Source organism: Microbacterium sp. AC145 (genome assembly GCF_979258505.1).
The window spans coordinates 661735-685713 of the sequence record NZ_OZ409859.1 but is presented as its reverse complement, the minus strand read 5'-3'; the positions used below and the strand labels follow the sequence as shown (position 1 = coordinate 685713).

Sequence of the window (23979 nt, the reverse complement as noted above, 5' to 3'; positions counted from 1 at the left end):
ACAAGATCAGACGCTCCAGCATGACAGCATCCTGGATGCATCCCGGTGCTATCGTGACTCACGTGACGACACCGGCCGAGGATTACAACCGCGCCGTCGGGCGGCAGCTCAAGGCCGAGATCGCCGCCGCCGGCAGCAGCATCGCGCGCATGGCGCGCGACATCGGCGTCTCGCGGAGCGCTCTCGACAACTACACGACGGGCAAGCGCGACATCCCCGTCCCCGTGCTCTATCAGGTGAGCGCCGTGGTCGGCGTGCAGCCGCACGTCATCCTCGAGCGGGCAGAGGATCGGTTCCGCACCGACGGTTCGGGCGCCGATGCCATCATCACTCGCCTGCATCCCCGCACCGATGTCCGCGGTCGACGAGAGAATGACGCCGAAGTGGCGTTCGACTCCGATCTGCCGCACGGCCGCGACACCGACGACCTCTACGACTGAGGGTCGCGACCGACCGTCATCGACCGAGGGGGTCCGCATGGAACTGCTCCTCCTGCTGATCGAGCAGCACGGCCTTCGTCTCGTCGAGCGTCATGGAGCCTCGCGAGGCGGGTTCGAACCGTCGACCTCGACGATCCGCATCGAGCCGGGCATGAGCACCCGCGCGACATGCAGCGTTCTCGCCCATGAGCTGGGGCACGCCGTGCTGGGCCATGTCCCCACATCGGATCGGTCGGTGCGTGGCCGCCAAGAGCAGCGAGCCGACGAGTGGGCCGCGCGCCTGCTCATCAGCCCTCGCTCCTACGCCGACGCCGAACAACTGAGGGGCCCTCATGCTGCCAGCCTCGCGTTCGAGCTCGGTGTCACCGTCGAGATCGTGCTCGCCTATCAACGTCTGCTCCGGCGCAGTGCCGTCGCGCTGGTTGAATGAGAGCATGAGCTTCCGCACCACGCCGGCACCGACCACCCTGACCGGACGCCTCGTCGAGCTTCGCCCGCTCGAGACGTCGCATCACGACGGCCTCCTCGACGCGCTTCTCGAGGGCGACCTGTGGAAGAACGCCTGGTACACCTCGGTGCCCTCCCCCGACGGGCTCGCCGCAGAGATCGACCGACGCATCGGCCTGGTCGAGACGGGCGGGATGATCCCGTTCACGGCGTTCGACGCGTCCGGACGCATTCTCGGTCTGACGTCGTACTACGACATGGTCGAAGACGTCCCGCGCCTGCACATCGGGTACACATGGAACAGGCCCTCCGCGCACGGCACGGGGACGAACGCCGAGTCGAAGCTGCTCCTGCTGCGCCACGCGTTCGACGAACTGGGAGTGTTCCGCGTCGGCCTCACGACGCAGTGGGTGAACTTCCAGTCGCGCGCGGCGATCGAGCGCCTCGGCGCGAAGCAGGACGGCGTGATGCGGGCGATCAGCCGCTACCGCAACGGAGCACTGCGCGACAGCGTGGAGTTCTCGATCATCGAGCCCGAGTGGCCCGCGGTGCGGGCGAACCTCGAGATGAGGCTCACGAGGCGACGCTGAGCGTCACTCGGTCGCGTTGCCCGACCAGTTGTCCTTGCGGCGAGTGGCCGAGCCGCGCTGACGCATCATGAACGCCAGCGACAGGCTGACGATGAGGATGCCGGCGATGAAGACGATCGCCTGGAAGTCTTCAAGCGACTGCGCGAGCCCCATGAGCCAGATGCCTCCGAGGAAGAGGATCATGAAGAAGATGAAGCTGAGGATCACGGGGTCTCCTGTCTGAACAACCGGCCAGCATCAAGGATACCTTTAGCGCAGAGATCCCCCGCACGAAAGCCCCTGCCCGCGAAGAGCACGGCATGGTTGCCTTCCCTGCATGACAACCACGCTGACCGCCCTCGCCATCACCTGCAGCCTCAAGCCGTCCCCCGCCGAGTCGAGTTCCGATCTGCTCGGCTCGCAGATCCTCGAGGCGCTCGCCGATCACGGCGTCACCGGGAGTCTGGTGCGCGCGGTCGATCACGTGATCAGTCCCGGCGTCGAAGCCGACATGGGCGGGGACGACGAGTGGCCCGCGTTGCGACAGCGAGTCCTCGACGCCGACATCCTCGTCTTCGTGACGCCGACCTGGATGGGCCAGCATTCGAGCATCGCCCAGCGTGTTCTCGAGCGCCTCGACGCCGAGCTGGCGGAGACCGACGACCAGGGCCGGCCGATCCTGTTCGACAAGGTGGCGATCGCCGCGGTGGTCGGCAACGAGGATGGCGCGCACCACATCGCGGCGATCCTGTTCCAGTCCCTCAACGACGTGGGCTTCACCGTGCCTGCCCAGGGATCCGTGTATTGGAACGGCGAGGCGATGCACACCGTCGACTACAAGGACCTTCCCGAGACCCCGGAGAAGGTCGCACAGGCCACGGCGACGGCGGCACGCAATGCCGCGCACCTCGCCCACAGCCTCAGAGAAGGTGGCTACCCCGCCGAATAGGTGCTGAGTTCAAGCGGCAGGTGCGCCGGCGGTCAGCACCTTGGGCTGCACGAACTCGTCGATCACGAGTTCACCGGTCGCGTTGAGCGCGTGCATCATGTCTTCGATGCGCGACTTCTCGATCTGCTGCGGCTCGGCGGCGGTGAACAGGAACTGCAGAGGGATCGCGGGATGGATCCAGACCGTGACCCGGCCGGGATCCCCACCCTCGGTCGGGTGCCACGTCATCATGAAGCTCTCCTGCCGGCGCAGCTTCGTGCCGATGATCACCTTGAGGTGTGCAAGCGTCTCGTCTTCGATGATGATCGGCTCCGAGGTGCCGTCGTATCGCAGTCTTCCCATGAGTGAACCGTACCCCGATCGGCGCCCTGACGCGCACTCGACAGCCGGTCGTCATGGTCGCCGGAAGGTCACGATATCGTCGCGGCGTCCCCGCTCGACGATCAACCCCTCGCGCTCGAATCGGCGGAACACCCGTCGCGGAAGCGCGGGGAGCTCGGCAGTGCGCCCGGCATCCGCCTTCGCAAGGCCGACGATGAGCGAGAGGTCGACGCCCGCGCCGACGACCTCGATCCGCGCGTAGTCGCTCGCAGTGCGCCAGACGAGTCGTTCGATCTGCGGGAAGGGGATGGTGTGGACGACCGAGTCCGTGCGGATGCGCAGCTCGTCGTTGCCGAACGCCACGGAGCACGAGACGGTGCGCCGACGCACCACGGCGAGGAACAGCAGGTACGCGGGGAGAGCGATCACCGCCCCGACGACGATGACGGCGATCTTGGGCCCTGCCTGCAGTGCCACATCGCCCACGGCGATGAGGAGAACGACGCAGCCGAGGCCGCCGACCAGCACGGTCGCGACGATCCACGTCGTGATCACCCGCAGCCGCGCCTCGACGGCTGCGACCTCGACGACCGAGCCGTCGCCACTGTCGTCTCGCTCCCAGACAGGCGCCACCCGCGCGGGCCTTCGCGCGGAATCGCGGCGTTGGAAGACGCTCGTGATCCGAGAGAGGAGACCGAGCCAGATCCAGCCGATCGCGGGCCCCGCGGCGATCTGCAGCACCACAGCCACCGCGCGCGCGGTCTCGGGCAGCGCCCCGATGGGCTCCTTCCCGTGCTCGATCAGCCAGTACATCAGCACGGTCAGCGCGGCGGCGACGCCCCCGTGCACGACTGCGCCGAGCGCGGGAGGCCGCATCTCGAGCGTCGCATTCACGAACGCGAAGGCCACGGCCCATCCGCCGATCAGCATCAGCAGGAAGCCGAAGAAGCCGAGGTCATCGCTTGCCAGCGTCCAGCCGACGGCTCCGGCGAGCAGCGCCATCCCCACCAGCAGCGGGGTGACGATCAGGAGACGTGAGATGCTCGACCGCACCCGGGTCTCGTGAGGGCTCAGCTCGGTCATCTCCGTCATCCTATTGAATCGCAGTACCGTGGGATCATGACCGCTCCCGTTGATCCGACAGCCACGCCCGCCTGGTCCGAGCTCACCGCCCTGCACGGTGCGTTCACCCCCGATCTCCGCGGCTGGTTCGCCGCAGACGGCGACCGTGCTCAGTCCCTGTCGTTCCCTCTGGCAGACCTGCATGTCGATCTCTCGAAGAACCTCGTCACCGACGAGGTTCTCGCCGCTCTTCTGCGCCTGGCCGAGCAGACCGGCGTCGCCGATCGCTACGCCGCGATGCTCGCGGGCACGCACCTCAACACCTCCGAAGACCGAGCCGTGCTGCACACTGCACTGCGTCGCCCGGCGGGTGCCTCTCCCGCGCTCGTCGTCGACGGACAGGATGTCGATACCGATGTGCAGGCCGTTCTCGACGCGCTGAGCGCCTTCGCGTCGCGTGTGCGCGCGAGTGAGTGGCTGGGCGTGACCGGAAAGAAGGTCACCCACGTCGTCAACATCGGCATCGGCGGCTCCGACCTCGGCCCCGTCATGGTCTACGAGGCACTGAAGCCCTACGCGGATGCCGGCATCGAAGCCCGCTTCGTGTCGAACATCGATCCCACCGATCTCGCGCAGAAGACCGCGGACCTCGACCCCGAGACCACGCTCTTCATCGTCGCGTCGAAGACCTTCACCACGCTCGAGACGCTCACGAACGCGCGCCTCGCACGCGACTGGCTGTGGGCGGGCCTCGAGGCATCCGGGGCCATCGCGGATGCCGACGATGCACGCACCGACGCGGTCGCACACCACTTCGTGGCCGTGTCGACCGCGCTCGACAAGGTCGCCGCGTTCGGCATCGACCCCGCCAATGCGTTCGGCTTCTGGGACTGGGTGGGCGGACGCTACTCGGTCGACTCCGCGATCGGACTGTCACTCGCCATCGCTCTCGGGCCCGACACGTTCCGCGACCTGCTCGCGGGCTTCCACGCCGTCGACGAGCACGTGCGCACGACCCCGCTCGAGCGCAACGTGCCCGTGCTGATGGGCCTGCTGAATGTCTGGTACGTCAACTTCTTCGGTGCGCAGTCGCACGCCGTGCTGCCCTATGCGCAGCAGCTCAGCCGGTTCCCCGCCTACCTGCAGCAACTCACCATGGAGTCCAACGGCAAGTCGGTGCGCTGGGACGGCACCCCCGTCACGACCGACACCGGAGAGGTGTTCTGGGGCGAGCCGGGCACCAACGGACAGCACGCCTTCTACCAGCTGATCCACCAGGGCACCCGGCTGATCCCGGCCGACTTCATCGCCTTCGTGAACCCGGCGTACCCGCTGACCGACGGCGGGCAGGACGTGCACGAGCTGTTCCTCGCGAACTTCCTCGCCCAGACCAAGGCGCTCGCATTCGGCAAGACGACGGAAGAGGTCGAGGCCGAAGGCACGACCGGTGCGCTGGTCGCCGCACGCACGTTCGCGGGCAACCGCCCGACGACGTCGATCTTCGCGCCCGCACTCACCCCGCAGGTGCTCGGCCAGCTGATCGCGCTCTACGAGCACATCACCTTCACCCAGGGCACGATCTGGGGCATCAACTCCTTCGACCAGTGGGGCGTGGAACTCGGCAAGCAGCTCGCGATGCAGATCGCGCCCGCCATCGGCGGAGACGAGTCGGCCATCGAGGGGCAGGACGCGTCGACCAAGGCGCTGCTCGCGTACTACGCGGCGAACCGGAAGTAGAGTCCGGAGCCGTTCCCGTCCGGCGAGGGGCCCGACCGCTCGGCCGGTTCGGACGCCACATGCCCGCGGCGCAGCATGCGACGCCGCGGGCATGAGCGCGACCCTGGCTAGACCGCGGGAACGACCTTCAGATCGACGGTGAGCGAGTTCGCGAAGCTGATCGTGAGGATCCTGTGCGTTCGGTTTCCCAGATAAGCGCGATCCATCGGCGCGTACTTGGCCTCCCGGTCGACGCCCCAGTCGATGACGAACCGCAGAGCGCCCCGAGTGACCGTGAGGCCGCGGGTCGTCGTGATCGTCTCCTGGCCGTAGGGCGCCGCCGTGCCGTTCGCGAACGCGACGACGTCGTCCTGACCGATGATCAGCGGGATACGCTCGCGCGACGGACCCGCTGTCGAGAGCATCCGCCGTATGCCGTCGGCGCGGTGCGTCACATCGGTGCGCACAGATCCGTCGGCGGTGGTGTAGCGCGTCGTGAACACCCCGGTGTAGCCGGTGAGGCCGTCGGCGGAGATGGCGGCACCGGCGGCCGTCTCCCCCGCATGGTGCGTCGCGGTCACCGGCCCCCGCGACGACGCCGTACCGGCCGTGTCGTTGATCGTCGTCCAGTCATCGGGTCCGGTGCTGTTCACGGTGAGAGCGAGCATCCCGGCGACCGGATGCCAGAAGGCATTGGTGCCCGCCCGCTGCAGTGAATTCTGCCTCACCCCGTAGAGGGCGGCGGTGTAGTACCCGGGTCGGCGGACGAAGACGTACTGCTGATCGAGAGTGCCTCTGCGAAGCTCTGTGAACGTGCTCTCCTGCCGGTAGCGCAGCGCCGCGGCTTGGGCATCGCGCTGTGCCGCCGACACTCCGATCGGGGCCTGCGGCACGTGCATGTGCAGGCGTGGCGACGAGTCCTGCTTCTGCCGCGGCGCCACGGGCGCGGTCGACGCGGCCCAGTCGGTGCGTGCCTGCGTCTTCTCCTCCGAACTCGCGAAGAACGCCCGCAATGCCGGCACATGCGGGAGCAACGTGCGCGCGAGGGCGCTGCGGTCGACGTCGTCCACCGGGGTGGGCACGAACGTCGCGACGATGTTGCGTGCGCTGGTCCCCGAGAGGATGAAGCCCTCGTTCCGCCCGGGTTCCAGGACGACGACGTACCCCCACCAGGCCGCGAACCGCTCCGCCAGCTGGATGATCGACGGGTCCGGCAGCCGTTTGTAGAGGGCACCGAGATCGGGCAGCATCACATCGAAGTTGTATCCGGCATCCGGAGCGACCGGCTCGTGGAAGAACCCGGCCGGAGCCTGGCCGTCCTTCAGAATGATCTGCAGCCGGTTCGGAACGGAGGCGCTCACCGCCGGCTCCCCGAGGACGTGCGCGGCTTCGACCACGCCGGAGAGGCCTGCGACGACCTGGTTGGCGAACTGCACCGGCCGATTCCAGTGCGGACGAGAGGTGTCGACGAGCCACGCCGAGCTCTTGCGGATGGCGTCGCGGATCTGCACGCGGCGGTCGTAGAGCTCGCCGGCGGCGCGAAGGTCGCGGAGGACCGCAGCGAGCGCGACGGTTCCGAATCCGGTCGGCGACAGGTGATGCTCGGTCGGCGAGTACTCCGGGTACGACCCGTCGGCATGCTGCAGCGAGAGGTAGTGACCGAGCGCCGCGTCGAGCCGCCCGAGCAGTGCCGGGTCGCGGTAGTACGGGTTCCACGGCCGATCGTTGGCATAGAACCACGACAGCGTCGCGACATGCTCCATGATCCGGGTGTTGTACGGCTGGTTCGGTGTGCGCCACCAGCCGTCCTCCATCCACCCGTAGTTCGGTGCGACGTCGCGGACGCTGTTGGCGAGCGGCGCCACGATCATCAGGTATGCCGCGAGAACCTGCTCGTTCGGGGCGAACTGGGCGCGCACCGGCTGCCCGGCAGGGAGCGGCGCGACGAGCGGCAGCACCGTACCGGCCGATGTCGCCATCGCGGGCGATGCTCCCGCGTTCCCGATCGCGAGCAGCGCCGCGGCAGCGCCGGCACCGACCAGGAAGTTCCTTCGGCTGAGCGCCGGCAGCATCTGCAGGCGGGTCTCATCCTCATGCATATCTCGACTCCTTCGTCTCTGACCGGGCATGGTGGGGCTGCGACGACGCCCGGTCCGCGTCGTCGCTCGGGGGGGGTCAACTCATCCTTTGAGCCCTGTCTGGGCGAGGCCCTGAACGAACTGCTTCTGCGCGATGAGGAACACCACGAGGATCGGGACGACGGTGAGAGAAGCGGCACCGAGCTGCGTGTTCCACATCTGCTCGCCGTAGAAGTCCTGGTAGCGGGTGATCGCGAGACCGAGCGTGAACTTCTCCGGCGTGCGCAGGAAGATGAGCGCCTCGAAGTACATGTTGAACGAGCGCAGGAACGCCATGATCCCCACCGCCGCGATCGCCGGCGTCGCCAATGGGAGCGCGATCCGGAAGAACACCCCCGCCCGAGTGACGCCGTCCAGCCGAGCCGCTTCTTCGTAATCCTTGGGGAAGCTGAGGAAGTGCTGGCGGAAGATGAACACCGAGACGACCGCAGTGGGGCCGAAGATCGGCAGGATGATGAGAGGCCAGTGGGTGTCGTTGAGCCCCATCGCGTTGACCGCCGTGAAGATCGGGATGATCGTCACCTCGGTCGGCACCATCATCGCGGCGAGCAGCAGGGTGAAGGCCGCATTGCGCAGCGGGAAGCTGATGCGCGCGAAGGCGTAGCCGGCCATCGCGGAGAGCAGGATCGACGACACGGTGACGATCGCCGCGATGTACATCGAATTGCCGTACTGCTGCAGGAACGGCTGCGCGGTGAACACCTGGACGAAGCCGTCGAGGGTCCATTCCCTGGGCAGCAGGGTGGGCGGCTGGAGGAAGATCTCGTTCGCCGGTTTGAACGAAGAGAAGAACATCCACAGCGTCGGGTACAGGAACGGCACCGACACCACGACGAGCAGCACGTAGAGCACGACGGTGTTGATCCTGGCGCGGCTGCGTGCCGCCTTCGATGCCTCAGACCTCATCGTGCACCCACTTGCGTCGCGTGGTCCACTGCAGCATCGTCAGCGCCAGGATGATGCCGAACAGGACGACGCCGATCGCGCTGGCGTAGCCGAACTGCTGGCTGACGAAGGCGGTGCGGTAGAGGAGGAACGGCAGGACGTTGGTCGAGTCCCCTGGACCGCCTCCGGTGAGCAGCTGCACGGGAGCGAACACTTCGAGCGATCCGATCGTGGTGAGGATGCCGGTGAGCAGGATCGTGGGGGCGATCATCGGCACGGTGATCGCCCAGAACGACCGCCACGGCGTCGCGCCGTCGAGCTGCGCGGCCTCGCGGATCTCCTCCGGCACGCTCTGCAGGGCGGCGAGGAAGAGCACCATGTTCATGCCCACCCCCTTGAACACCTGCACCACGACGAGGGAGATCAGAGACGTCGACGGGTCTGCCAGCCAGTTGGGACCGTCGATTCCGAGCATCCGCAGCGCTCCGTTGATGCCTCCGTCTGGAGCGAGAAGAAAACCCCAGGTGACCGACCAGGCGACGACCGACACCACGACCGGCGAGAAGAAGATCGTGCGGAATCCCGTGATGCCCTTCATCCGTCGGTTGAGGAGGACAGCGAGGCTGATGGCGATCACGAGGTTCAGTACGAGGACTCCGGCACTGAACAGCAGGCTCGCGACGACCGAGGCGGAGAAGGTCGGGTCCGCGATGAGACGTGAGTAGTTGTCGAGGCCGATGAACTCCATGCCGCCGGTGAGCGGCCGCCATTCGTTGAAGCTGTACCAGATGACGAAGAGGAACGGGACGACGCCGAGGACGATGACGCCGAGGACCTGGGGCGCGACGAAGGCCACGCCGAGCCAGCGGTCCCCGTCAGGACGGGGACGCCGGCTCGGCAGGGCGCTTCGTGCGCTCGCCGCGACAGTGCGTGCGGGCACGCGGGTCAGCCCTCGAGCGTCGGCGAGATCTGCTCGCAGATGCCGGTGACCGCGGTCTCGACGTCGCCGCCCGACCACACCGGGTCGAGCCCCGCGCGGACCTTGTCGGAGAACTGGGAGAGAACCGGATGCTGCGGCTTCACTGTGGCATCGGGAACCACGTCGATGATCGCGGACTGGATCTCTTCGGGCGAGAGCTTCGGAGCTGCCTGGGAGAGCGTCTCCACGTTGAGGAGCGACTCGCGGGGCGGCGGGAAGAACTGCGCGAGAAGCTCGGCATTCGTCGGGTTGGTCAGGTAAGCGAGGAAGCCTGCCGCCTGATCCTGGTTCTCGCTGCGCTCGAGCACGCTCACCCCGGCCTGTCCGACGATCGGGTGGTAGCCCTCGGGCCCTGCGGGCAACGGGAGGAACGACCACTCGAAGCTGTCGTCGAGGCTCCCCGACTGGCTGAGCTGAGCGACGCTGAAGGCGACGTCACCACTCGCGAACGCGGCGGGGGCCGCGTTGCCGGAGACGGCGGGAATCGCTCCCCTGCCCATCTGCTCCTGGTACCACGTGAGGTAGTCGATCATCTCGGGAGAGGCGAACTCGCAGGTCGCGCCGTCGTCGGACCACGGCGCTGCCCCCCACGCGTTTCCGAGCATGGTCACCGCGCTCCAGTTCGTCGGGTTGAAGGTGGGAACGTTCAGTCCGGTCGCTCCCGTCTCGCTGTTGACCGCCGCGGCGATGTCCGCGACCGTCTGCCAGGTGTAATCGGGGGTGCCCACGAGCGACTCGACATCCGACTGACCCGCCGAGGCGACGAGGTCGTTGTTGACGTAGAGCGCGAATGGGGAGTTCGAGAACGGATACGCGTAGACACCGCCGTCGTCGTCCTGCCACGGTGCGAGCGCGGCAGGCAGGATGTCGTCGAGGTCGTAGCCGTCGGCGCTCTCCAGCGTCTCGCGTACGTCGTGCAGGATCCCGGAATCGACGAACTCGGGACCGCTCGCCTCCGGGATCCAGGCGAGGTCGGGAACATCGCCTCCGGCGATCTGCGTCGTGAGCCCCGCGATGTAGTCCGGGTTCGTCACGGGTTCGAATGTGATCGACGAGACCTCGTCGCCGTGCTCTTCGACGTAGGCGTCCCCGATCTCCTGCAACAGCGCCAGGTGACCTTCGTTGGAGGACCAGAGTGCCATGGTCAGGTCGACAGGCCCTGACGCGCCGCTCTCGGTACCGGCGCAGGCGCTGAGGGACACCGCCAGAACTCCGGTGAGCGCGATGGCAGCCCCTCGGGATCGGGTAGCTCGCATGAAGTACTCCTTCGGACTCATTGACGCGCCTCGTAGCGCGCTGAAAGAAAAAGTACCAGAACTATCGAGAATATCAAGCAATATTTTCGGTAGCGCTCACCGGGGCTGTCGACCCTCGGACGACGAGCTCCGTCGCAAGATCGGTGTGGAAGGCCGGCGGTGCCGAGCCGAGCAGCAGTTTGTGGGCGACCTCCACCGCGTAGGACCCCATCGCCTCAGAGGGCTGTCGGATGGTCGTCAGCTGAGGAGCGGTCATCCGCGCGACGAGCTGGTCGTCGAACCCGATGACGCTCAGCTCATCCGGGACGGACACGCGGGCGCGTCGGGCAGCCTCCAGAACCCCGGCGGCCTGCGCATCGCTCGCCGCGAAGATCGCTGTGACACGGCCCTTTCGACCCAGAAGGGTCTCTGCGGCCTGCAGCCCGGATTCGTAGGTGAAGTCACCCTCTTCGATGATGTCGCCTCCGGGCTCGATACCGGCCGAGGCGAGAGCGGCCAGATGCCCGTGCTTGCGGGCGATCGACGCCTGCGTGTCGGAGACCCCGCCGAGGAACCCGATTCGACGGTGCCCGAGCGAGAGCAGATGCTGCGTCGCAGCCATTCCGCCTGCGAAGTTCGTGGCGCCCACCGAATACGAGTCGCTGTCGGGGAGCTGGTACGTGTCGACCTCGACGAGGGGAACGCCGTTCTTTGCCAGCTTGGCCCGCTCCTGCGTCCTCAGCCGCGATTTCAGTGCGATGACCGCAGTCGGACCACTGCGCTTGGTCCGCTCGATCCAGCCGGCGGCGGGCACGCCGTCCGGCAGATCGAGCAGCACGAGCTCGAGCCCCGCCTCGTGAGCTGCACGCATGGTGCCGCGCAGGATCTCGACCGTCAGCGGTGACGACATGCTCGAACTCGCGAGCACGACCACCACCGTGGCCAGATCGCTCCGCGAGCGCTGCTTCGGCGAGAGGTACTGCTTGTCGCGCAGCACCGACTCCACCCGAACACGGGTGTCGGGAGCGACGTCAGGCGCCCCGTTCACGACCTTCGACACGGTGGAGATCGAGACCCCCGCCTCGCCCGCCACCTCGGCAAGCGACGGTCGACGCTCCTTCGCGCGCATGGGCACCCCTTCACTCAGTCAGCGTTCTGGAATTCTATGGCGCACACGGCGTCCCTTGAGATTTTACTTGGACATGTTCGAGAAAATTACCTAGAGTTCTCGGGAAAGAAAGGTGTTCTTCCGTGACACGACAGCAGGCCGACCTTCTCATCATCGGCGGAGGCGTCGGCGGCGTCTCCGCCGCCCTCGCCGCTCTACGCCGCGGCAGATCGGTCATCATGACCGAGCAGACCGCGTGGCTCGGGGGCCAACTGACGAGCCAGCTCGTACCCAGCGACGAGCACCGACGCATCGAGGCGACGGGACGCAACCGCAGCTACGCCCAGTTCCGCGACCTCGTCCGAGAGCACTACCGGACGTACTATCCGCTCACCGCCGCCGCGAGGGCCGACCGCCATCTCAACCCTGGGGCGGCCTGGGTGAGCCCGCTCAGCGTCGAGCCGAAGGTCATCGTCTCCGTGATCCACGACATGCTCCGGCCGCACGAGGCCTCCGGACGACTCACTCTGATGCTCGAGACCACGCCCGTCGCGGTCCACGCCGACGGCGATCGAATCACGGCAGTCACGGTGCGCGATCGCGAGGGCGACTCACGTGAGCTCTCCGCGCCGTTCGTGCTGGATGCGACCGAGCTCGGCGACCTGCTCGACCTCGGCGGGGTGGAGTACGTCACCGGCCGCGAGTCGCAGAGCGAGACGGGTGAGCCCGGTGCGCCCGAATCCGGCGATCCGCTCGACATGCAGAGCGTGACCTGGTGCTTCGCGGTCGAACACCTCGCGGGGCAGGATCACACCATCGATCGCCCTGACGACTACGACGAGTTCCGCGAATGGCGTCCACCGCAGCTCGACGGCGAGAAGATGCTCGGCTTCCGACGGGCCGCCCACGACGGCTCCATCGCCCGCGACTACACACTGCGGGTGAACGACGACGACGATCCCTTCGCCATCGACGTCGACCACCGCAACATGGGCGAGGCCCCGGAACTGTGGAACTACCGACGGATCGCCGCACGGCGCCAGTTCGAGGACGGCGCCTATGACAGCGATATCGTCATCGTGAACTGGCCGATGAACGACTACGTCGGCGGCCCACTCTTCGGCGTCGACGACGCGGACGTGCACTGGGGTCGCTCGAAGGCGCTGAGTCGCGCTCTGCTGTACTGGCTGCAGACGGAGGCACCTCGATCAGACGGCGGCACCGGCTGGCCGGGACTCCGGGTCGCGCCGCAGGTCACCGGCACCGCCGACGGGTTCGCCATGATGCCGTACTTCCGCGAGTCACGCCGCATCCGGGCGGAGCGGACGATCCTCGAGCAGGACTTCGACCGCGACCTCCGTGACGGACGTGGCGCCGAGCGCTACCCGGACACCGTGGGGGTCGGCCACTACTACTGGATCGACCGGCACGCCACGACCGGCGGGAGCTCCGGTGGCGGCGGCCTTCCGGAGCCGTTCGAGATTCCCCTCGGAGCCCTCCTGCCTCAGCGGGTGCGCAACCTCCTCCCCGCAGCCAAGAACATCGGCACGACGCATATCTCGAACGGCAGCTACCGCCTCCAGCCCGTCGAATGGTCGATCGGCGAGGCAGTGGGGGCACTCGCGTCGTACTGCCTCGACCACGACATCGAGCCGTCGACGGTGCGGGCGAACGCCCGGCACCTCGATGACTTCCAGCGCGATCTCGAACGCGGCGGCGTGCAGCTGCGGTGGGATCCCGCTCTTCGCTGGTAGACGACCCCGGCTGCAGGTCAGACCCCGGTCGGCGCCCGACCGGTCGAGGCTCTGACCTGCAGCCTCGGCACCGCGTCCTGATGGACTGACTGCTGCGCCCCGTCGATGACGTCGAGGAGCCGACGCGCAGCGTGCGCCCCGAGGGCGACGACATCGTGGCCGAGTGCCGTCAGCGCCGGAGCCACCAGACGGCAGAGAAGCGAGTCGTCCCACGCCACGATGGAGACATCGTCGGGGACCGAGAGCCCCCGGCCGTGTGCGGCGGTCAGAGCGGCGACGGCCATGATGTCGTTGTCGAAGATCAGGCCGCTCGGCGCTCGAGCCGATGACAACACCGCGTGCGCGGCCGTCGCCCCGGAGTCCTGCGAGAGGTCGGTGTGAACGATGGCGTGCTCGATGCCCGCCGCGCGAGCGGAGCGCTCGAAGGCTTCGTCCCGGATCGCCGTGTATGCGTAGCGTCGCGGCGCCGCGACGCGGGTGACACGCCGATGGCCGAGAGCTGCGAGATGCTCGACGGCCTGACGCATCCCGACGGCGTCGTCGGTCCACACGGTCGTCATTCCCGCCGCGACGCTGGGATCGCCGACGACGACCGCCGGGATGCCGGTCTCCGACACGACGGCGATCCGCTGGTCATCGACCATCACGTCGGTGAGCAGCACGCCGTCCACGCGGCCGGAGCCGTGCCAACGCCGGATCGCCTCGACCTCGGCATCCGGATCCGAGACGACCTCGAGCAGGAGTCCCATCGAGCGGTCCGCGAGAACGGTCTCCACGCCGGCGATGAACTGCATGTAGAACGGCTCGACGGAGAGATCGCGAGGATCCTTCGCGATCACGAGGCCGATCGTGTCTGCTCCGGCGCCGGCCAGCGCTCGTGCGGCGTTCGCCGGCGACCAGCCGAGCCGGCCCGCGACCTCGAGAACGCGCACTCGCGTGGCCTCGGAGATCCCGGGGCGGCCGTTGAGCGCGTAAGAGACACTCGCTGTCGACGTCTGTGCCTCTCGCGCGACGTCTGCGATGGTGACCCGCCGGGCCCGCGCAGCACTCATCATCACCGGTGCGACTCCCGTCAGTCGGGATCGATGATATCCCGCAGCGACGCGACGACGAACGGCACCGAGGCCGAGTCGGGGTCGAGCGCCTCCGGAGCGCGGACGCGGAACACCTCCTCCTCCCCCGGCAGCACGGTGGTGAAGCCACGATCGACCGTCGCGTCAGGATGGATGCGGTCGGGCTGGACAAGCACGTCGCGGGCGAGATCCCGTGAGCGCACGCTGATGTCGAGTCCACCGCTCACGACGGCGACCGTGATCTCCAGCGGTGTCGCGGGAGGCCGAGAGTCTCGCGGCGAGGCGAGATGCCAGAGCGCGCGCTCGTCACCGAGCGTCGCGACGATGAACTCGCCCGCCGGATCCGGTGAATCGGCGATGACCGAGGGCACTGTGGTGCGGGTGACCGATCGTGGCGGAACCGAGACCGCGTACGACCGCTCCGCCGTCGACGCTCCGTCTGCGCGGCGCCGCGCCAGCTGCACCGGCCCTTCCCACGCGTGGTCCTCGTCGTTGATGACGCACAGCTCCAGGGCACCATCACGCGGCTCGATGGTGAGCACTCGTGGCTGATACATGTCCCGAAGTGCGAAGTAGAGGGGCTTGCAGCGGCCGGCACTGTCGATCGCCGACCATGATGTGACGGGCCAGAGATCGTTGAGCTGCCACAGGATGGTGCCCGCTGTGCGTGGCCAACTCGCTCGCCAGTGCAGCACACCGGTGCGGACCGCCTCGACCTGCATCCACTGCGTCTGCAGGTGCCACCGATCGAAGTCCTCCGTCGCCGGGAGGTGGCGGGCGAGATTGCGTGCGAGTTTCGCGTGCCCGTCGATGGCCTTCTGGTGATGACGGACGTTCTCGGACTCGACACGAAGCTCAGGGTCGCTGACCGCGTCGCGAAGCGTCCGCCACGCCGCGGCCCCCTGCCAGCCGAACTCGGAGACGAAGCGCGGCGAGCTGTCGCGGTAGACGGCGTAGTCGTCTTCGTTCCAGGCGTCCCACGAATGGAAGGTCTGATGATCGGCGTCATTGGGGTCGTGCGCCCAACTGCCGGACCACGGGCTCCCCTCCGTATAGGGCCGAGTCGGATCGAGCTCGCGAACGACTTCGGGCAGCCACTCCAGGTAGTACCGCTCCCCCCAGGAGAGTTCTCCTCCGGGCTGCGTCGCCCAGTCCTTGTCGAGACGCATCCAGAGGTTCTCGTTGTTCCCGTTCCAGAGCGCGAGACTCGGGTGCGCGCTGAGGCGGACGACGTTCTCGCGGGCTTCGGCGATCACCTCCGCCCTGATCGGCTCCTCCTCGGGATATGCGGCGCACGCGAAGAGGAAGTCCTGCCAGACGAGCAGACCCAGCTCGTCGCAGGCGTCGTAGAACTCCTCGCTCTCGTACACGCCGCCACCCCAGACGCGAATCAGGTCGACATTCGCGGCGACGGCCTGCTCGAGGCGCTCCCGCACGCGTCCCGGCTGGATCGTTCCGGGGAAGACGCTCTCGGGGATCCAGTTCACACCTTTGACGAATCGACGTCGCCCGTTCACGGACAGCACGAAGGGAGTCCCCTCGGCATCCGGGGTGCGGTCGACGGCGACGGTACGGAACCCCACCCGGGTGCGGTGCTCGTCGATGATCTCCGCGCCGGTTGACACCGTGACATCGACTCCGTACAGGTGGGCATCGCCAGACCCCTGCGGCTGCCATCGGCGCACCTCGGGGACCGCGACGACGACGCTCACCGCATCCTCGCCGTGCGGCACCTCCGCACGGACGGCCTGACCGTCGATCGTCACCTCCACCTGCAACGCGCGATCCCGTCCCGACTCCGCACGCTCGAGCTCGATGTGGATCGTGAGTATGCCCGTGCCTTCCACCACATCCACGAGGGGGCGGACGGTGGCGATGCGCGCCGTGCTCCACGACTCCACACGCACGCCGCGCCACAACCCGCACGATGGCAGGGTGGGGCCCCAGTCCCACCCGAAGCTGCTGGCCATCTTGCGGATGAAGGCGAAGGGCTCGGGATAGGCGCTCGGACGAGCACCGAGTTCGCGCTCCCAGCGCTCGGCCTCCGTATACGGAGACGTGAAGCGCAGATCGAGCGTGTTGTCGTCGCGAACGGCGGAGGTGATGTCGAACCGATAGGAACGGTGCATGTTCCTCGTCACCCCCACCTCGGAGCCGTTGAGGACGGCCGAGGCGACGGTGTCCACGCCGTCCAGGACGAGATCGACACGCTCGCCCGCGCGCACCGGCCCGAATTGCCGCGTGAGGCGCCAATCGGTGCGCGACACCCACGCGACACCGAGTTCATTGCGGTCGACCAGCGGATCCGCGATGATCCCCGCCGCCTGAAGATCGGGGTGCACCGCGCCAGGCACCCGCGCGGGAACGGACACGTCGAAGAGGGACCGCGCCTCGTCGGGAAGATCGGTGGGTCCGTCGGCGTCGATCGTCCAGGTCCATGGTCCTTGCAGGTCGAGCGTCGTGCGCATGAGAGCTCCTCGATCGGATTGGTCGGATGCTCGACAGCGTACCTTAAGCGCATAAGTAGATGCACGAACGCGCTTCTCGACGGCGGGGAGCGTGCGTCAGAGGCCGCGCGGGTCCGCCGTGCATGCGCCGGAGAGCGGGCGCCTCACCACCCCAAGAGAGCGAGCACGCCGGATGCCGCGAGTGCGGATGCCCCGGTCCACAGGACGATGGCGATGAACTGCCAGAACAGGACCCGCTCCTTGCCTACCCCGGCGGCCACGAAGAACGCGGCGGTCAGCATCGTCGGCAGCGCGAGCGGCGCGAGCAGGCTGGCACCCGGCACACCGAACCGGACCAACCAGCGCCGGAGCTTCGTGCGACCCTTACCTCGCCGCGTCGTCTCGTCCTCGTCGTCAGCGTCGGTCGAGGTCGCCGTGACGGTCGACGACGTCTCGGTGCCGGCGGCGCCCGTCGTCGTCGTCGCCCCGGGCGGGACGGAGGCGGACGAGGCCGAACCGGCCGCGCGACGTGCGACGACGTGGCCGCGGATGCGTGCTCCGAGCAGAACCACGACCAGCACGCAGAGGAAGTTGCCCGCGATGGCGGCGAGGGCGGCGACCACAGGGTTCATCCCGGCGACGATGCCCAGCACGGACGCACCCTCGCCTTCGAAATAGGGAATGGCCGCTGCGAGGGCGACCAAGACCGGCTGAAGCAGGTCGGGAACCTGGTCGATGAAGTCCTGAAGCCAGGGATAGGGGTTGTCCATGGGCCGTTCTTTCCTCATGTCGGATGCGGCGACCGGACGATCGCCGGTCGCTCTCTGCACGCAGTCAAGACCCTGTTCCGGGAACAGAGTCAAGTGCTCCGCACGGGCACCCTGCTTGACCCGGTCCTGGGAACAGGGTCTTCACTGCACCCATGACAGATGAAGTGATGTCGGAAGAGCCGCTGATCGTCGAAGACACGTTGCTGCTGCTCTTCCAGCCCGACTCCGGCACCATCGCGGCAGAGAACATCCTCTTCTACGTGCTCGGCGGAGCCGTACTGGCAGACCTGGCGCTCGCGGGTCGGGTCGAGGCGGAGGAGCAGGGGGCATTCACAAGGGTGCGTGCGGTCGGCGCCGGAGAAGCCCCCGACCCGCTCCTCGAGCCGGCACTGACGTCGCTGTCGCGCACACCTCAGGATGTGCAAGCGGTGCTCGCCGGTGTCGGCCCCCTCCTGCGGGGACCGGTTCTCGACCGCGTGGTCGCTCGCGGCGATCTGCACCGCACGGAGGGCAAGGTCCTCGGGCTCTTCCCGACGACGAAGATCGCACTGGCGAGCGATCGCCGTGCCGCCCTGATCCGCGATGTGCGGGCCGCGCTCATCGACGGCGACGAGCCCAGCGCGCGGACCGCTGCGAGCATCGCTCTGCTCTCGGCGAGCGGCACGCTGCCCCAGTTCCACCCTGAGATCCCCTGGGGGACCGATGTCTATACCAGGGCGAAGGAGCTCGAGAGCGGCGAGTGGGAAGCCGCGGCCGCCTCGACCGCGGTGGCGCGCACCATGAACGCCGTGATCATGAACACGGTGATCGCAGCGACGGTGCTCCCCCGGCTGTGAGGCGGGGAAACGCTCACCCCTCGGATGCCGCGATCGCCGCCATCGCGATCGCGGTACCTCGGGCGATCACATCGAGCTGGGCCGGGTTGTAGAGCGCGGCGATCGATTCCGCGACCATCTCCCACGTGATCTGCGGTCGCCTCTTGTGATGAGCGAGCGGGTCCCGGAGCCAGGGGTAGGCCTTCAGATCGTGGGCCAGTCCGACCGCGTACCTCACCGCCAGGGCGCTCCTCGCCTCCTCGTCGGCATCAGGAGGAAGAGCATCGAAATCGAGACGCACGTCCTCCGGATCGGATTCGAGCATCGCCCGGATGTCGCGCATCGCCTCATCGTCGTAGACCTGGGCGTAGATGAGCATCAGGGACCGATCGGTGGCGGTGAGCCGCGAACCCATGTTCTCGAAGCCCGGAGGCATGTCGGCGGTCGTCGCGCCGTCGGTGATCGTACGGATCTGCGCTCTCGCCTCCTGCAGCCGCGCGATCGTCACGGCGAGCTGACCGTCGATATCGTCGAGCGCCGCGATCGCACGCTCGTCGCCGGCCGCGACGCGGTCGACCTGATCGACGGGCACCCCGAGCTCGCGCAGGCGACGAATGCGGAGCAGCTCCACGAGGTGTCGCACCTCGTAGCTCTTGTAGCCGTTGGATGATCGCTCCGGCTGCTCGAGCAAGCCGACCCGGTGGTAGTGCCGCACGGTGTTCACCGTGGTCCCGGCGAGGTCAGCGACCTCTCTCGTACTCCACACCATGACGAGCGCCACCTTCCGCTTTGTTCTCGTGTCCCATTCTGGGGCTCACGGGGAGCAGTCGGCGCGATCGGGTGCGCAGGGGGCCACGTCACCCGATGAGCCTCTTGACCGTGTGGTGGGAACAGCTTCTTGGATGGGCGTGAAAAGTGTCGGGAGAGAGTGAGAGCCGGATGAACGGCAGCGGCCAGGAGATCCTGCTGGGTCTTGCAGGGGTGTCGGCGACGCTCCTGGGCACCTTCATCGTCGGAGTGTTCTTCTACATCGACTCCACCGCGCATCGCCGATTGGCAGGCTCAGAAGCGACCGACCTCTACCTTCGCTCCGCGACGCGATGGGTCTTCACCGCATACTCCATACCTCTGTTCGTGCCTCTCGTCCTGGTTGCGATGGATCCGTTCTGGGGCGCGCTCGTCTTCGCCGCCCTCGGCATCCTGCTGACTCTGCTGACTGTCGGGACGGGGCGGCGGATTCTGGTCGGCGCCAGATCCGGGGTGTCGCGCGCACTCTGGGTCAACGAGTGGATGACAAGCGCGGCGCTGCTTGCGGCGATGATCCTGCCCTGGGCCCTCGGCGGTTGGGTGCCCGAACCGGCCGCGTTCACACCCTCGCTGCTTCTCATCCTCGGTTCCGGATTCGCCAGCACGGCTGCACTCGTGATGGCGCAGTTCGACTCGACCAGGGACGAGTGACACCGGCCGGTCGCTGTCGTCTCCTCCTACGCCGCGAGTCAGGCCACGACGCCGTAGCGCAGTGCCAGGGCAGCGCGGCGGAGGACGTCGAGTTGTGCGGCGTTGTAGAGCTCGCGGACGGCTTCGACGACCGTCTTCCGAGCCTGGTCGTGAGCGCATCCCGGGGGCGGCAGCTCATCCGATGACGAGAGGGACTCGGCCCATCGCCAATTGGAGGTCTCGGCGGCGATGCGGCCGATGACATGCAGCCGCGTCAATTCGTCTGCATCGACGGCCAGGGCGTCGAATTCTCTTCGCAGCGTGTCGGGCTCTTCGGCGACCATCTCTTTCAGCCGGGATGATCCGTCTGTGCTGCACAACCGGCTGCAGATGTGAATGAGTGCGAGGTCGGCCTCCGACAGTTCCGCCGCTACCGTCTCGAAGCCCCGCGGCGTGTCGACGGGGGCGTGGCCGCGCAATATGGCCGCGATATCCGACCGCGCTCGATGGAGACGCTGAATCTGAGCCGCGACGTTCGCATCGACCTGCCGAAGCTCTTCCAGCAATGCGTCGCTGTCGTTTCCGGCCGTTTCGACCTGCGCCAGCGGAACACCCAGTTCGGCGATGCGCCGCACCTGCAGGAGCCTGACCAGGTGCTTCACCTGATACTGCTTGTAGCCGTTGTACCTGCGCTCGGGCAGATCCAGAAGACCCAGCGAGTGATAGTGCCGAACCGTGTTGAGGGTCGTCCCTGCCAGGTCTGCGAGTTCGCGTGTGCTCCACGTCACGGTGTCACCTGACCTTCTCCGGATGCCCGGCCCCATGCCGTGCCCCTCGTGCCAGATTCGCACCGCTGGGCGCCGGCCCGCATCGGTGGTCACTACCTAGTTCTGTCGGGACAGACCTGGGCGGGCTAGGTGATGTGCGCGCGAGCGCGCCGGTATTCTGTGGTCAGAACATGCATCGACGAGAGTCCTGCGGAGGCAGAGCTGAGGGAACTCCTGGGGCGTCGCGCCGAGCGCGAGGCCATCGAGCACCTGCTGGAGTCAGCGAGAGGCGGACGCAGCAGGTCGCTCGTGCTGCGCGGCGAAGCCGGGATCGGCAAGAGCGCGTTGCTGGCCCACGCTCGCGAGTCGGCACGGTCGTCGGGCTTCCGTGTGGAGAGCTGCGTCGGAGTCGAGTCCGAAACCCCCTTCGCTTTCGCCGGCCTGCATCAGCTCTGCTCCCCCATGCTCAACCACATCGGCACACTCCCCACACCCCAGCAGGAAGCTCTCGGCGTCGCGCTGGGTCTGCGCGAGGGTGCCGCCCCGGATCACTTCCTCGTGGGACTCGCAACGCTGAACCTGCTGACGGAGGTGGCGGAGGACGATCCGCTTCTCTGTCTCATCGACGACGCGCAATGGCTGGATCAGGCGTCGGTGCTCGTCCTGGGATTCGTGGCTCGACGATTGGCGGAGGAACGTGTCGGGGCCATCTTCGCGCTCCGCGACGTGGGCCACGCCCAGATCGACGTCTTCACCGATCTGGAGCCGGAGTTGCGGCTCGACAGCCTCGGTGAGCGCGACGCGCGGATGCTGCTGGCCGAGGGCGTTCACGCACCTCTCGATGACGCTGTGCGCGATCGCATCCTCGCCGAGGCTCGGGGGAACCCCCTGGCGTTGCTCGAACTCCCGCGCAGCACGAAAGCCGAGGAATGGGCCGGAGGGTTCGAGTCGCCGGGGGTGGCCAGCGTGCCGCGACGCGTCGAAGAGACTTTTCGAGAGAGGTCGGCCGGTCTGACGGCCGACGCGCAGACGCTTCTGTTGACGGCGGCCGCCGATCCCACCGGAGATGCGCGACTTCTCTGGCGGGCGCTCGACGTGATCGGCGCCGATCACGCGGCGAGCGAGGCCGCCGAAGCATCAGGACTCCTGGAGATCGACACCCAGGTGAGGTTTCGTCACCCGCTCGTGCGTTCGGCCGTCTACCGGGCGGCCTCGCCCGCGGAAAGGCGCCGCGCGCACGCTGCGTTGGCGGTCGCGACCGACGCGCAGGTCGATCCCGACCGGCACGCCTGGCATCGTGCGCAGGCCGTGGCCGACGTCGACGAAGACGCGGCGAGCGAGCTCGAGCGCTCGGCCGCGCGCACACTCGCCAGGGGCGGCGCGGCGGCCGCGGCTGCTTTTTTGCAACGTTCGGCGGAGATCTCCCCCGACGCCGCGTCCCGCGCGGGCCGGGCCCTCGACGCAGCGCACGCCAAGCATGACGCGGGGGCGTTCGATGCGGCTCTCGATCTGGCGGCGATCGCCGCGGTGGGACCGCTGGACGCTCTGCAACGTGCACGGCTCGAACTTCTCCAGGCACGACTTGCCTTCCACCGGAGGGAGGGAAGCGATGCGCCGGGGATGCTGCTCGACGCCGCTCTGACGCTGGCGCCGTTGAATGGTTCGCTCGCCCGTGAGACGTACCTGCATGCATTGGATGCGGCGATGATCATCGGCGGGTCCGGCGAGAAGCGAGGAGTGAAGGAAGTGGCCTCGGCAGCTCTCGCCGCACCGCCGCCTCCCCGTGCGCCCTCGCCGGCGGATGAGCTGCTCGACGGGCTCGTCGTCGCGTTCACCGAGGGGTATGCCGTCGGTGTGCCGGTGGTTCGTCGGGCCCTGGAGGCTTTTCGCGAGCACGGTTTCGACGGCGAAGCGATCGGTCAGATGGGGAGTCGTCGATGGATGTGGTCGGCGGCCCGAGCGGCGGCGGGGCTCTTCGACGACGAGACCGTACGCGTGCTCGTCGAGCGCAACGTCCGCCTCGCGAGGGAGGCTGGCGACTTGGCGACGCTCCCCGGGGCACTCGCGGCCCTGTCTGCCACCCTGGCACTGTGCGGTGACCTTCGACAGGCGGCCGAACTGGCTGAGGAGGGTGCCGAGATCTCGCATGCGACAGGCGCGGTCGCCCAACCGTACGCACGCCTCATCGTGGCCGCGTGGCGCGGAGAGGAGCAGGAGACCACCCGGCTCTTCGCCGCCACCGGCCGAAGAGCGCGGATGCGAAAAGGGGGAACTCTGACCGCGACCGCCAACTATGCGCTGGCGGTCCTCCACAACGGCCGGGGGAACTACCCTGCGGCGGTGGCGGCGGCCGTGCGAGCCACACGGCCCCACGAGTTCTCGAACAGCGGCATCGCTCTTCCCGAGCTTGTGGAAGCAGCCGTCCGCGCAGACGAACGGGAACTCGCAGACTCGGCTCTCGCTGAGTTCTGCACGCGCGCGGAGGCGAGCCGCACGCCCTGGGCACTCGGACTCGCCGCGCGGTCCCGAGCACTGGTCGCCAGAGACGACAGCGCCGACGAACTCTACCGGGAGTCGATCGATCTGCTGTCCGCCTGCAGTGTGAAAGGCGACCTCTTTCGAACACACCTGCTCTACGGGGAGTGGCTGCGGCGCAGGGGACGGCGCCAGGAAGCCCGCGAACAGCTCCGGATCGCACACGACTCGCTGGCCGGCATGGGCGCCGAGGCTTTCGCAGCACGTGCGGCTCGCGAGTTGGTCGCCACCGGGGAGAGCCCCCGAAGAGGATCTGGCGAGCCGACCGACACGCTGACAGCGCACGAGCTGCAGATAGCCCGCATGGTGGCCACAGGAGCGACATCACGCGAGGTCGGCACATCGCTCTTCCTCAGCACGCGCACGATCGAGGCGCACCTTCGAAGCATCTTCCGCAAGCTCGGCATCACCTCTCGCCGTCAGCTGAAAGAACTCCTCCCCGGTTAGGCGCACGGATGACTTGACCCGGTGCCTGCCACATGGGGTGTGATGAACATCGAAGATCGTCGAGGAACAAGCGAGCAGGAGGAGC

General features: G+C 67.8%; 22 protein-coding genes. 9 read left to right on the top strand and 13 right to left on the bottom strand.

From position 1 onward, the window contains the following. Positions 1–62 precede the first annotated feature (62 nt). Genes ACZZZN_RS03340 through ACZZZN_RS03330 form a run of 3 tightly spaced genes read left to right on the top strand, consistent with a single transcriptional unit; the run spans position 63 to position 1477 of the window. Positions 63–440, top strand: a complete 378-nt coding sequence (locus ACZZZN_RS03340; protein ID WP_463503805.1) for a helix-turn-helix domain-containing protein — start codon at positions 63–65, stop codon at positions 438–440. A gap of 37 nt (positions 441–477) precedes the next feature. Further along, complete coding sequence (locus tag ACZZZN_RS03335) at positions 478–870, top strand: ImmA/IrrE family metallo-endopeptidase (RefSeq protein ID WP_463503804.1); 393 nt, start codon at positions 478–480, stop codon at positions 868–870. 4 nt (positions 871–874) lie between these two features. After that, positions 875–1477, top strand: coding sequence for a GNAT family N-acetyltransferase (locus ACZZZN_RS03330; RefSeq protein WP_463503803.1), 603 nt, complete (start codon positions 875–877; stop codon positions 1475–1477). A gap of 3 nt (positions 1478–1480) precedes the next feature. On the opposite strand, the gene ACZZZN_RS03325 is transcribed toward ACZZZN_RS03330, so the two are convergent. Then, positions 1481–1684: a hypothetical protein gene (locus ACZZZN_RS03325; protein WP_194763630.1), complete on the bottom strand. Its 204-nt coding sequence runs from the start codon at positions 1682–1684 to the stop codon at positions 1481–1483. 109 nt (positions 1685–1793) lie between these two features. On the opposite strand from ACZZZN_RS03325, the gene ACZZZN_RS03320 reads away from it, so the two are divergent. Continuing rightward, positions 1794–2405, top strand: coding sequence for a flavodoxin family protein (locus tag ACZZZN_RS03320; RefSeq protein ID WP_463503802.1), 612 nt, complete (start codon positions 1794–1796; stop codon positions 2403–2405). Between the two features lie 9 nt (positions 2406–2414). Here the strand turns inward: ACZZZN_RS03320 and ACZZZN_RS03315 are convergent, their stop codons facing one another. Together ACZZZN_RS03315 and ACZZZN_RS03310 are read right to left on the bottom strand one after the other, a co-directional pair. Beyond that, positions 2415–2747 carry a DUF7882 family protein gene (locus ACZZZN_RS03315; RefSeq protein ID WP_463503801.1) on the bottom strand — a complete coding sequence of 111 codons (333 nt, stop codon included), beginning with the start codon at positions 2745–2747 and terminating at the stop codon, positions 2415–2417. 51 nt (positions 2748–2798) lie between these two features. Continuing rightward, positions 2799–3809, bottom strand: coding sequence for a hypothetical protein (locus ACZZZN_RS03310; protein WP_463503800.1), 1011 nt, complete (start codon positions 3807–3809; stop codon positions 2799–2801). 36 nt (positions 3810–3845) lie between these two features. Here ACZZZN_RS03310 and pgi point away from each other — a divergent pair, with 36 nt between their 5' ends. Further along, the gene (gene pgi, locus ACZZZN_RS03305) at positions 3846–5525 is read left to right on the top strand and encodes a glucose-6-phosphate isomerase (RefSeq protein WP_463503799.1); all 1680 of its coding nucleotides are present in this window, start codon (positions 3846–3848) and stop codon (positions 5523–5525) included. A gap of 107 nt (positions 5526–5632) precedes the next feature. Here the strand turns inward: pgi and ACZZZN_RS03300 are convergent, their stop codons facing one another. The 5 genes from ACZZZN_RS03300 to ACZZZN_RS03280 all read right to left on the bottom strand — a co-directional run bounded on the left by ACZZZN_RS03300 (position 5633) and on the right by ACZZZN_RS03280 (position 11870). After that, positions 5633–7603, bottom strand: coding sequence for a twin-arginine translocation signal domain-containing protein (locus tag ACZZZN_RS03300; RefSeq protein WP_463503798.1), 1971 nt, complete (start codon positions 7601–7603; stop codon positions 5633–5635). 81 nt (positions 7604–7684) lie between these two features. Then, on the bottom strand, positions 7685–8548 hold the full coding sequence (locus ACZZZN_RS03295) for a carbohydrate ABC transporter permease (RefSeq protein ID WP_194763637.1): 864 nt from the start codon (positions 8546–8548) through the stop codon (positions 7685–7687). Beyond that, on the bottom strand, positions 8538–9467 hold the full coding sequence (locus ACZZZN_RS03290) for a carbohydrate ABC transporter permease (RefSeq protein ID WP_463503797.1): 930 nt from the start codon (positions 9465–9467) through the stop codon (positions 8538–8540). Before ACZZZN_RS03290 ends, ACZZZN_RS03295 begins: the two co-directional genes overlap by 11 nt. A gap of 5 nt (positions 9468–9472) precedes the next feature. Continuing rightward, positions 9473–10762, bottom strand: coding sequence for an ABC transporter substrate-binding protein (locus tag ACZZZN_RS03285; RefSeq protein WP_194763638.1), 1290 nt, complete (start codon positions 10760–10762; stop codon positions 9473–9475). Positions 10763–10835: 73 nt separating this feature from the next. Continuing rightward, on the bottom strand, positions 10836–11870 hold the full coding sequence (locus ACZZZN_RS03280; protein ID WP_463503796.1) for a LacI family DNA-binding transcriptional regulator: 1035 nt from the start codon (positions 11868–11870) through the stop codon (positions 10836–10838). Positions 11871–11992: 122 nt separating this feature from the next. Here ACZZZN_RS03280 and ACZZZN_RS03275 point away from each other — a divergent pair, with 122 nt between their 5' ends. Further along, the gene (locus ACZZZN_RS03275; RefSeq protein WP_463503795.1) at positions 11993–13603 is read left to right on the top strand and encodes an FAD-dependent oxidoreductase; all 1611 of its coding nucleotides are present in this window, start codon (positions 11993–11995) and stop codon (positions 13601–13603) included. A 17-nt stretch (positions 13604–13620) separates the two neighbouring features. On the opposite strand, the gene ACZZZN_RS03270 is transcribed toward ACZZZN_RS03275, so the two are convergent. The 3 genes from ACZZZN_RS03270 to ACZZZN_RS03260 form a co-directional block, all read right to left on the bottom strand. Then, positions 13621–14658 (bottom strand): LacI family DNA-binding transcriptional regulator, encoded by a 1038-nt coding sequence (locus ACZZZN_RS03270; RefSeq protein WP_463506538.1) that lies wholly within the window; start codon positions 14656–14658, stop codon positions 13621–13623. 17 nt (positions 14659–14675) lie between these two features. Beyond that, positions 14676–17144, bottom strand: a complete 2469-nt coding sequence (locus ACZZZN_RS03265; RefSeq protein WP_463503794.1) for a glycoside hydrolase family 2 protein — start codon at positions 17142–17144, stop codon at positions 14676–14678. A 143-nt stretch (positions 17145–17287) separates the two neighbouring features. After that, positions 17288–17893, bottom strand: coding sequence for a small multidrug efflux protein (locus ACZZZN_RS03260; protein WP_463503793.1), 606 nt, complete (start codon positions 17891–17893; stop codon positions 17288–17290). Between the two features lie 152 nt (positions 17894–18045). Here ACZZZN_RS03260 and ACZZZN_RS03255 point away from each other — a divergent pair, with 152 nt between their 5' ends. Continuing rightward, positions 18046–18729 (top strand): GOLPH3/VPS74 family protein, encoded by a 684-nt coding sequence (locus ACZZZN_RS03255; RefSeq protein WP_463503792.1) that lies wholly within the window; start codon positions 18046–18048, stop codon positions 18727–18729. Between the two features lie 13 nt (positions 18730–18742). Here ACZZZN_RS03255 and ACZZZN_RS03250 read toward each other — a convergent pair whose 3' ends face one another. Then, the gene (locus ACZZZN_RS03250; RefSeq protein WP_463503791.1) at positions 18743–19477 is read right to left on the bottom strand and encodes a helix-turn-helix domain-containing protein; all 735 of its coding nucleotides are present in this window, start codon (positions 19475–19477) and stop codon (positions 18743–18745) included. A 170-nt stretch (positions 19478–19647) separates the two neighbouring features. On the opposite strand from ACZZZN_RS03250, the gene ACZZZN_RS03245 reads away from it, so the two are divergent. Further along, positions 19648–20166, top strand: a complete 519-nt coding sequence (locus ACZZZN_RS03245; RefSeq protein WP_463503790.1) for a hypothetical protein — start codon at positions 19648–19650, stop codon at positions 20164–20166. Positions 20167–20204: 38 nt separating this feature from the next. Here the strand turns inward: ACZZZN_RS03245 and ACZZZN_RS03240 are convergent, their stop codons facing one another. Continuing rightward, positions 20205–21026: a helix-turn-helix domain-containing protein gene (locus tag ACZZZN_RS03240; protein ID WP_463503789.1), complete on the bottom strand. Its 822-nt coding sequence runs from the start codon at positions 21024–21026 to the stop codon at positions 20205–20207. Between the two features lie 66 nt (positions 21027–21092). Between ACZZZN_RS03240 and ACZZZN_RS03235 the strand changes: the two genes are divergently transcribed. Beyond that, entirely contained in the window at positions 21093–23894 is a 2802-nt protein-coding gene (locus tag ACZZZN_RS03235) for a helix-turn-helix transcriptional regulator (RefSeq protein ID WP_463503788.1), read from the top strand. The last annotated feature ends 85 nt before the right edge of the window (positions 23895–23979 follow it).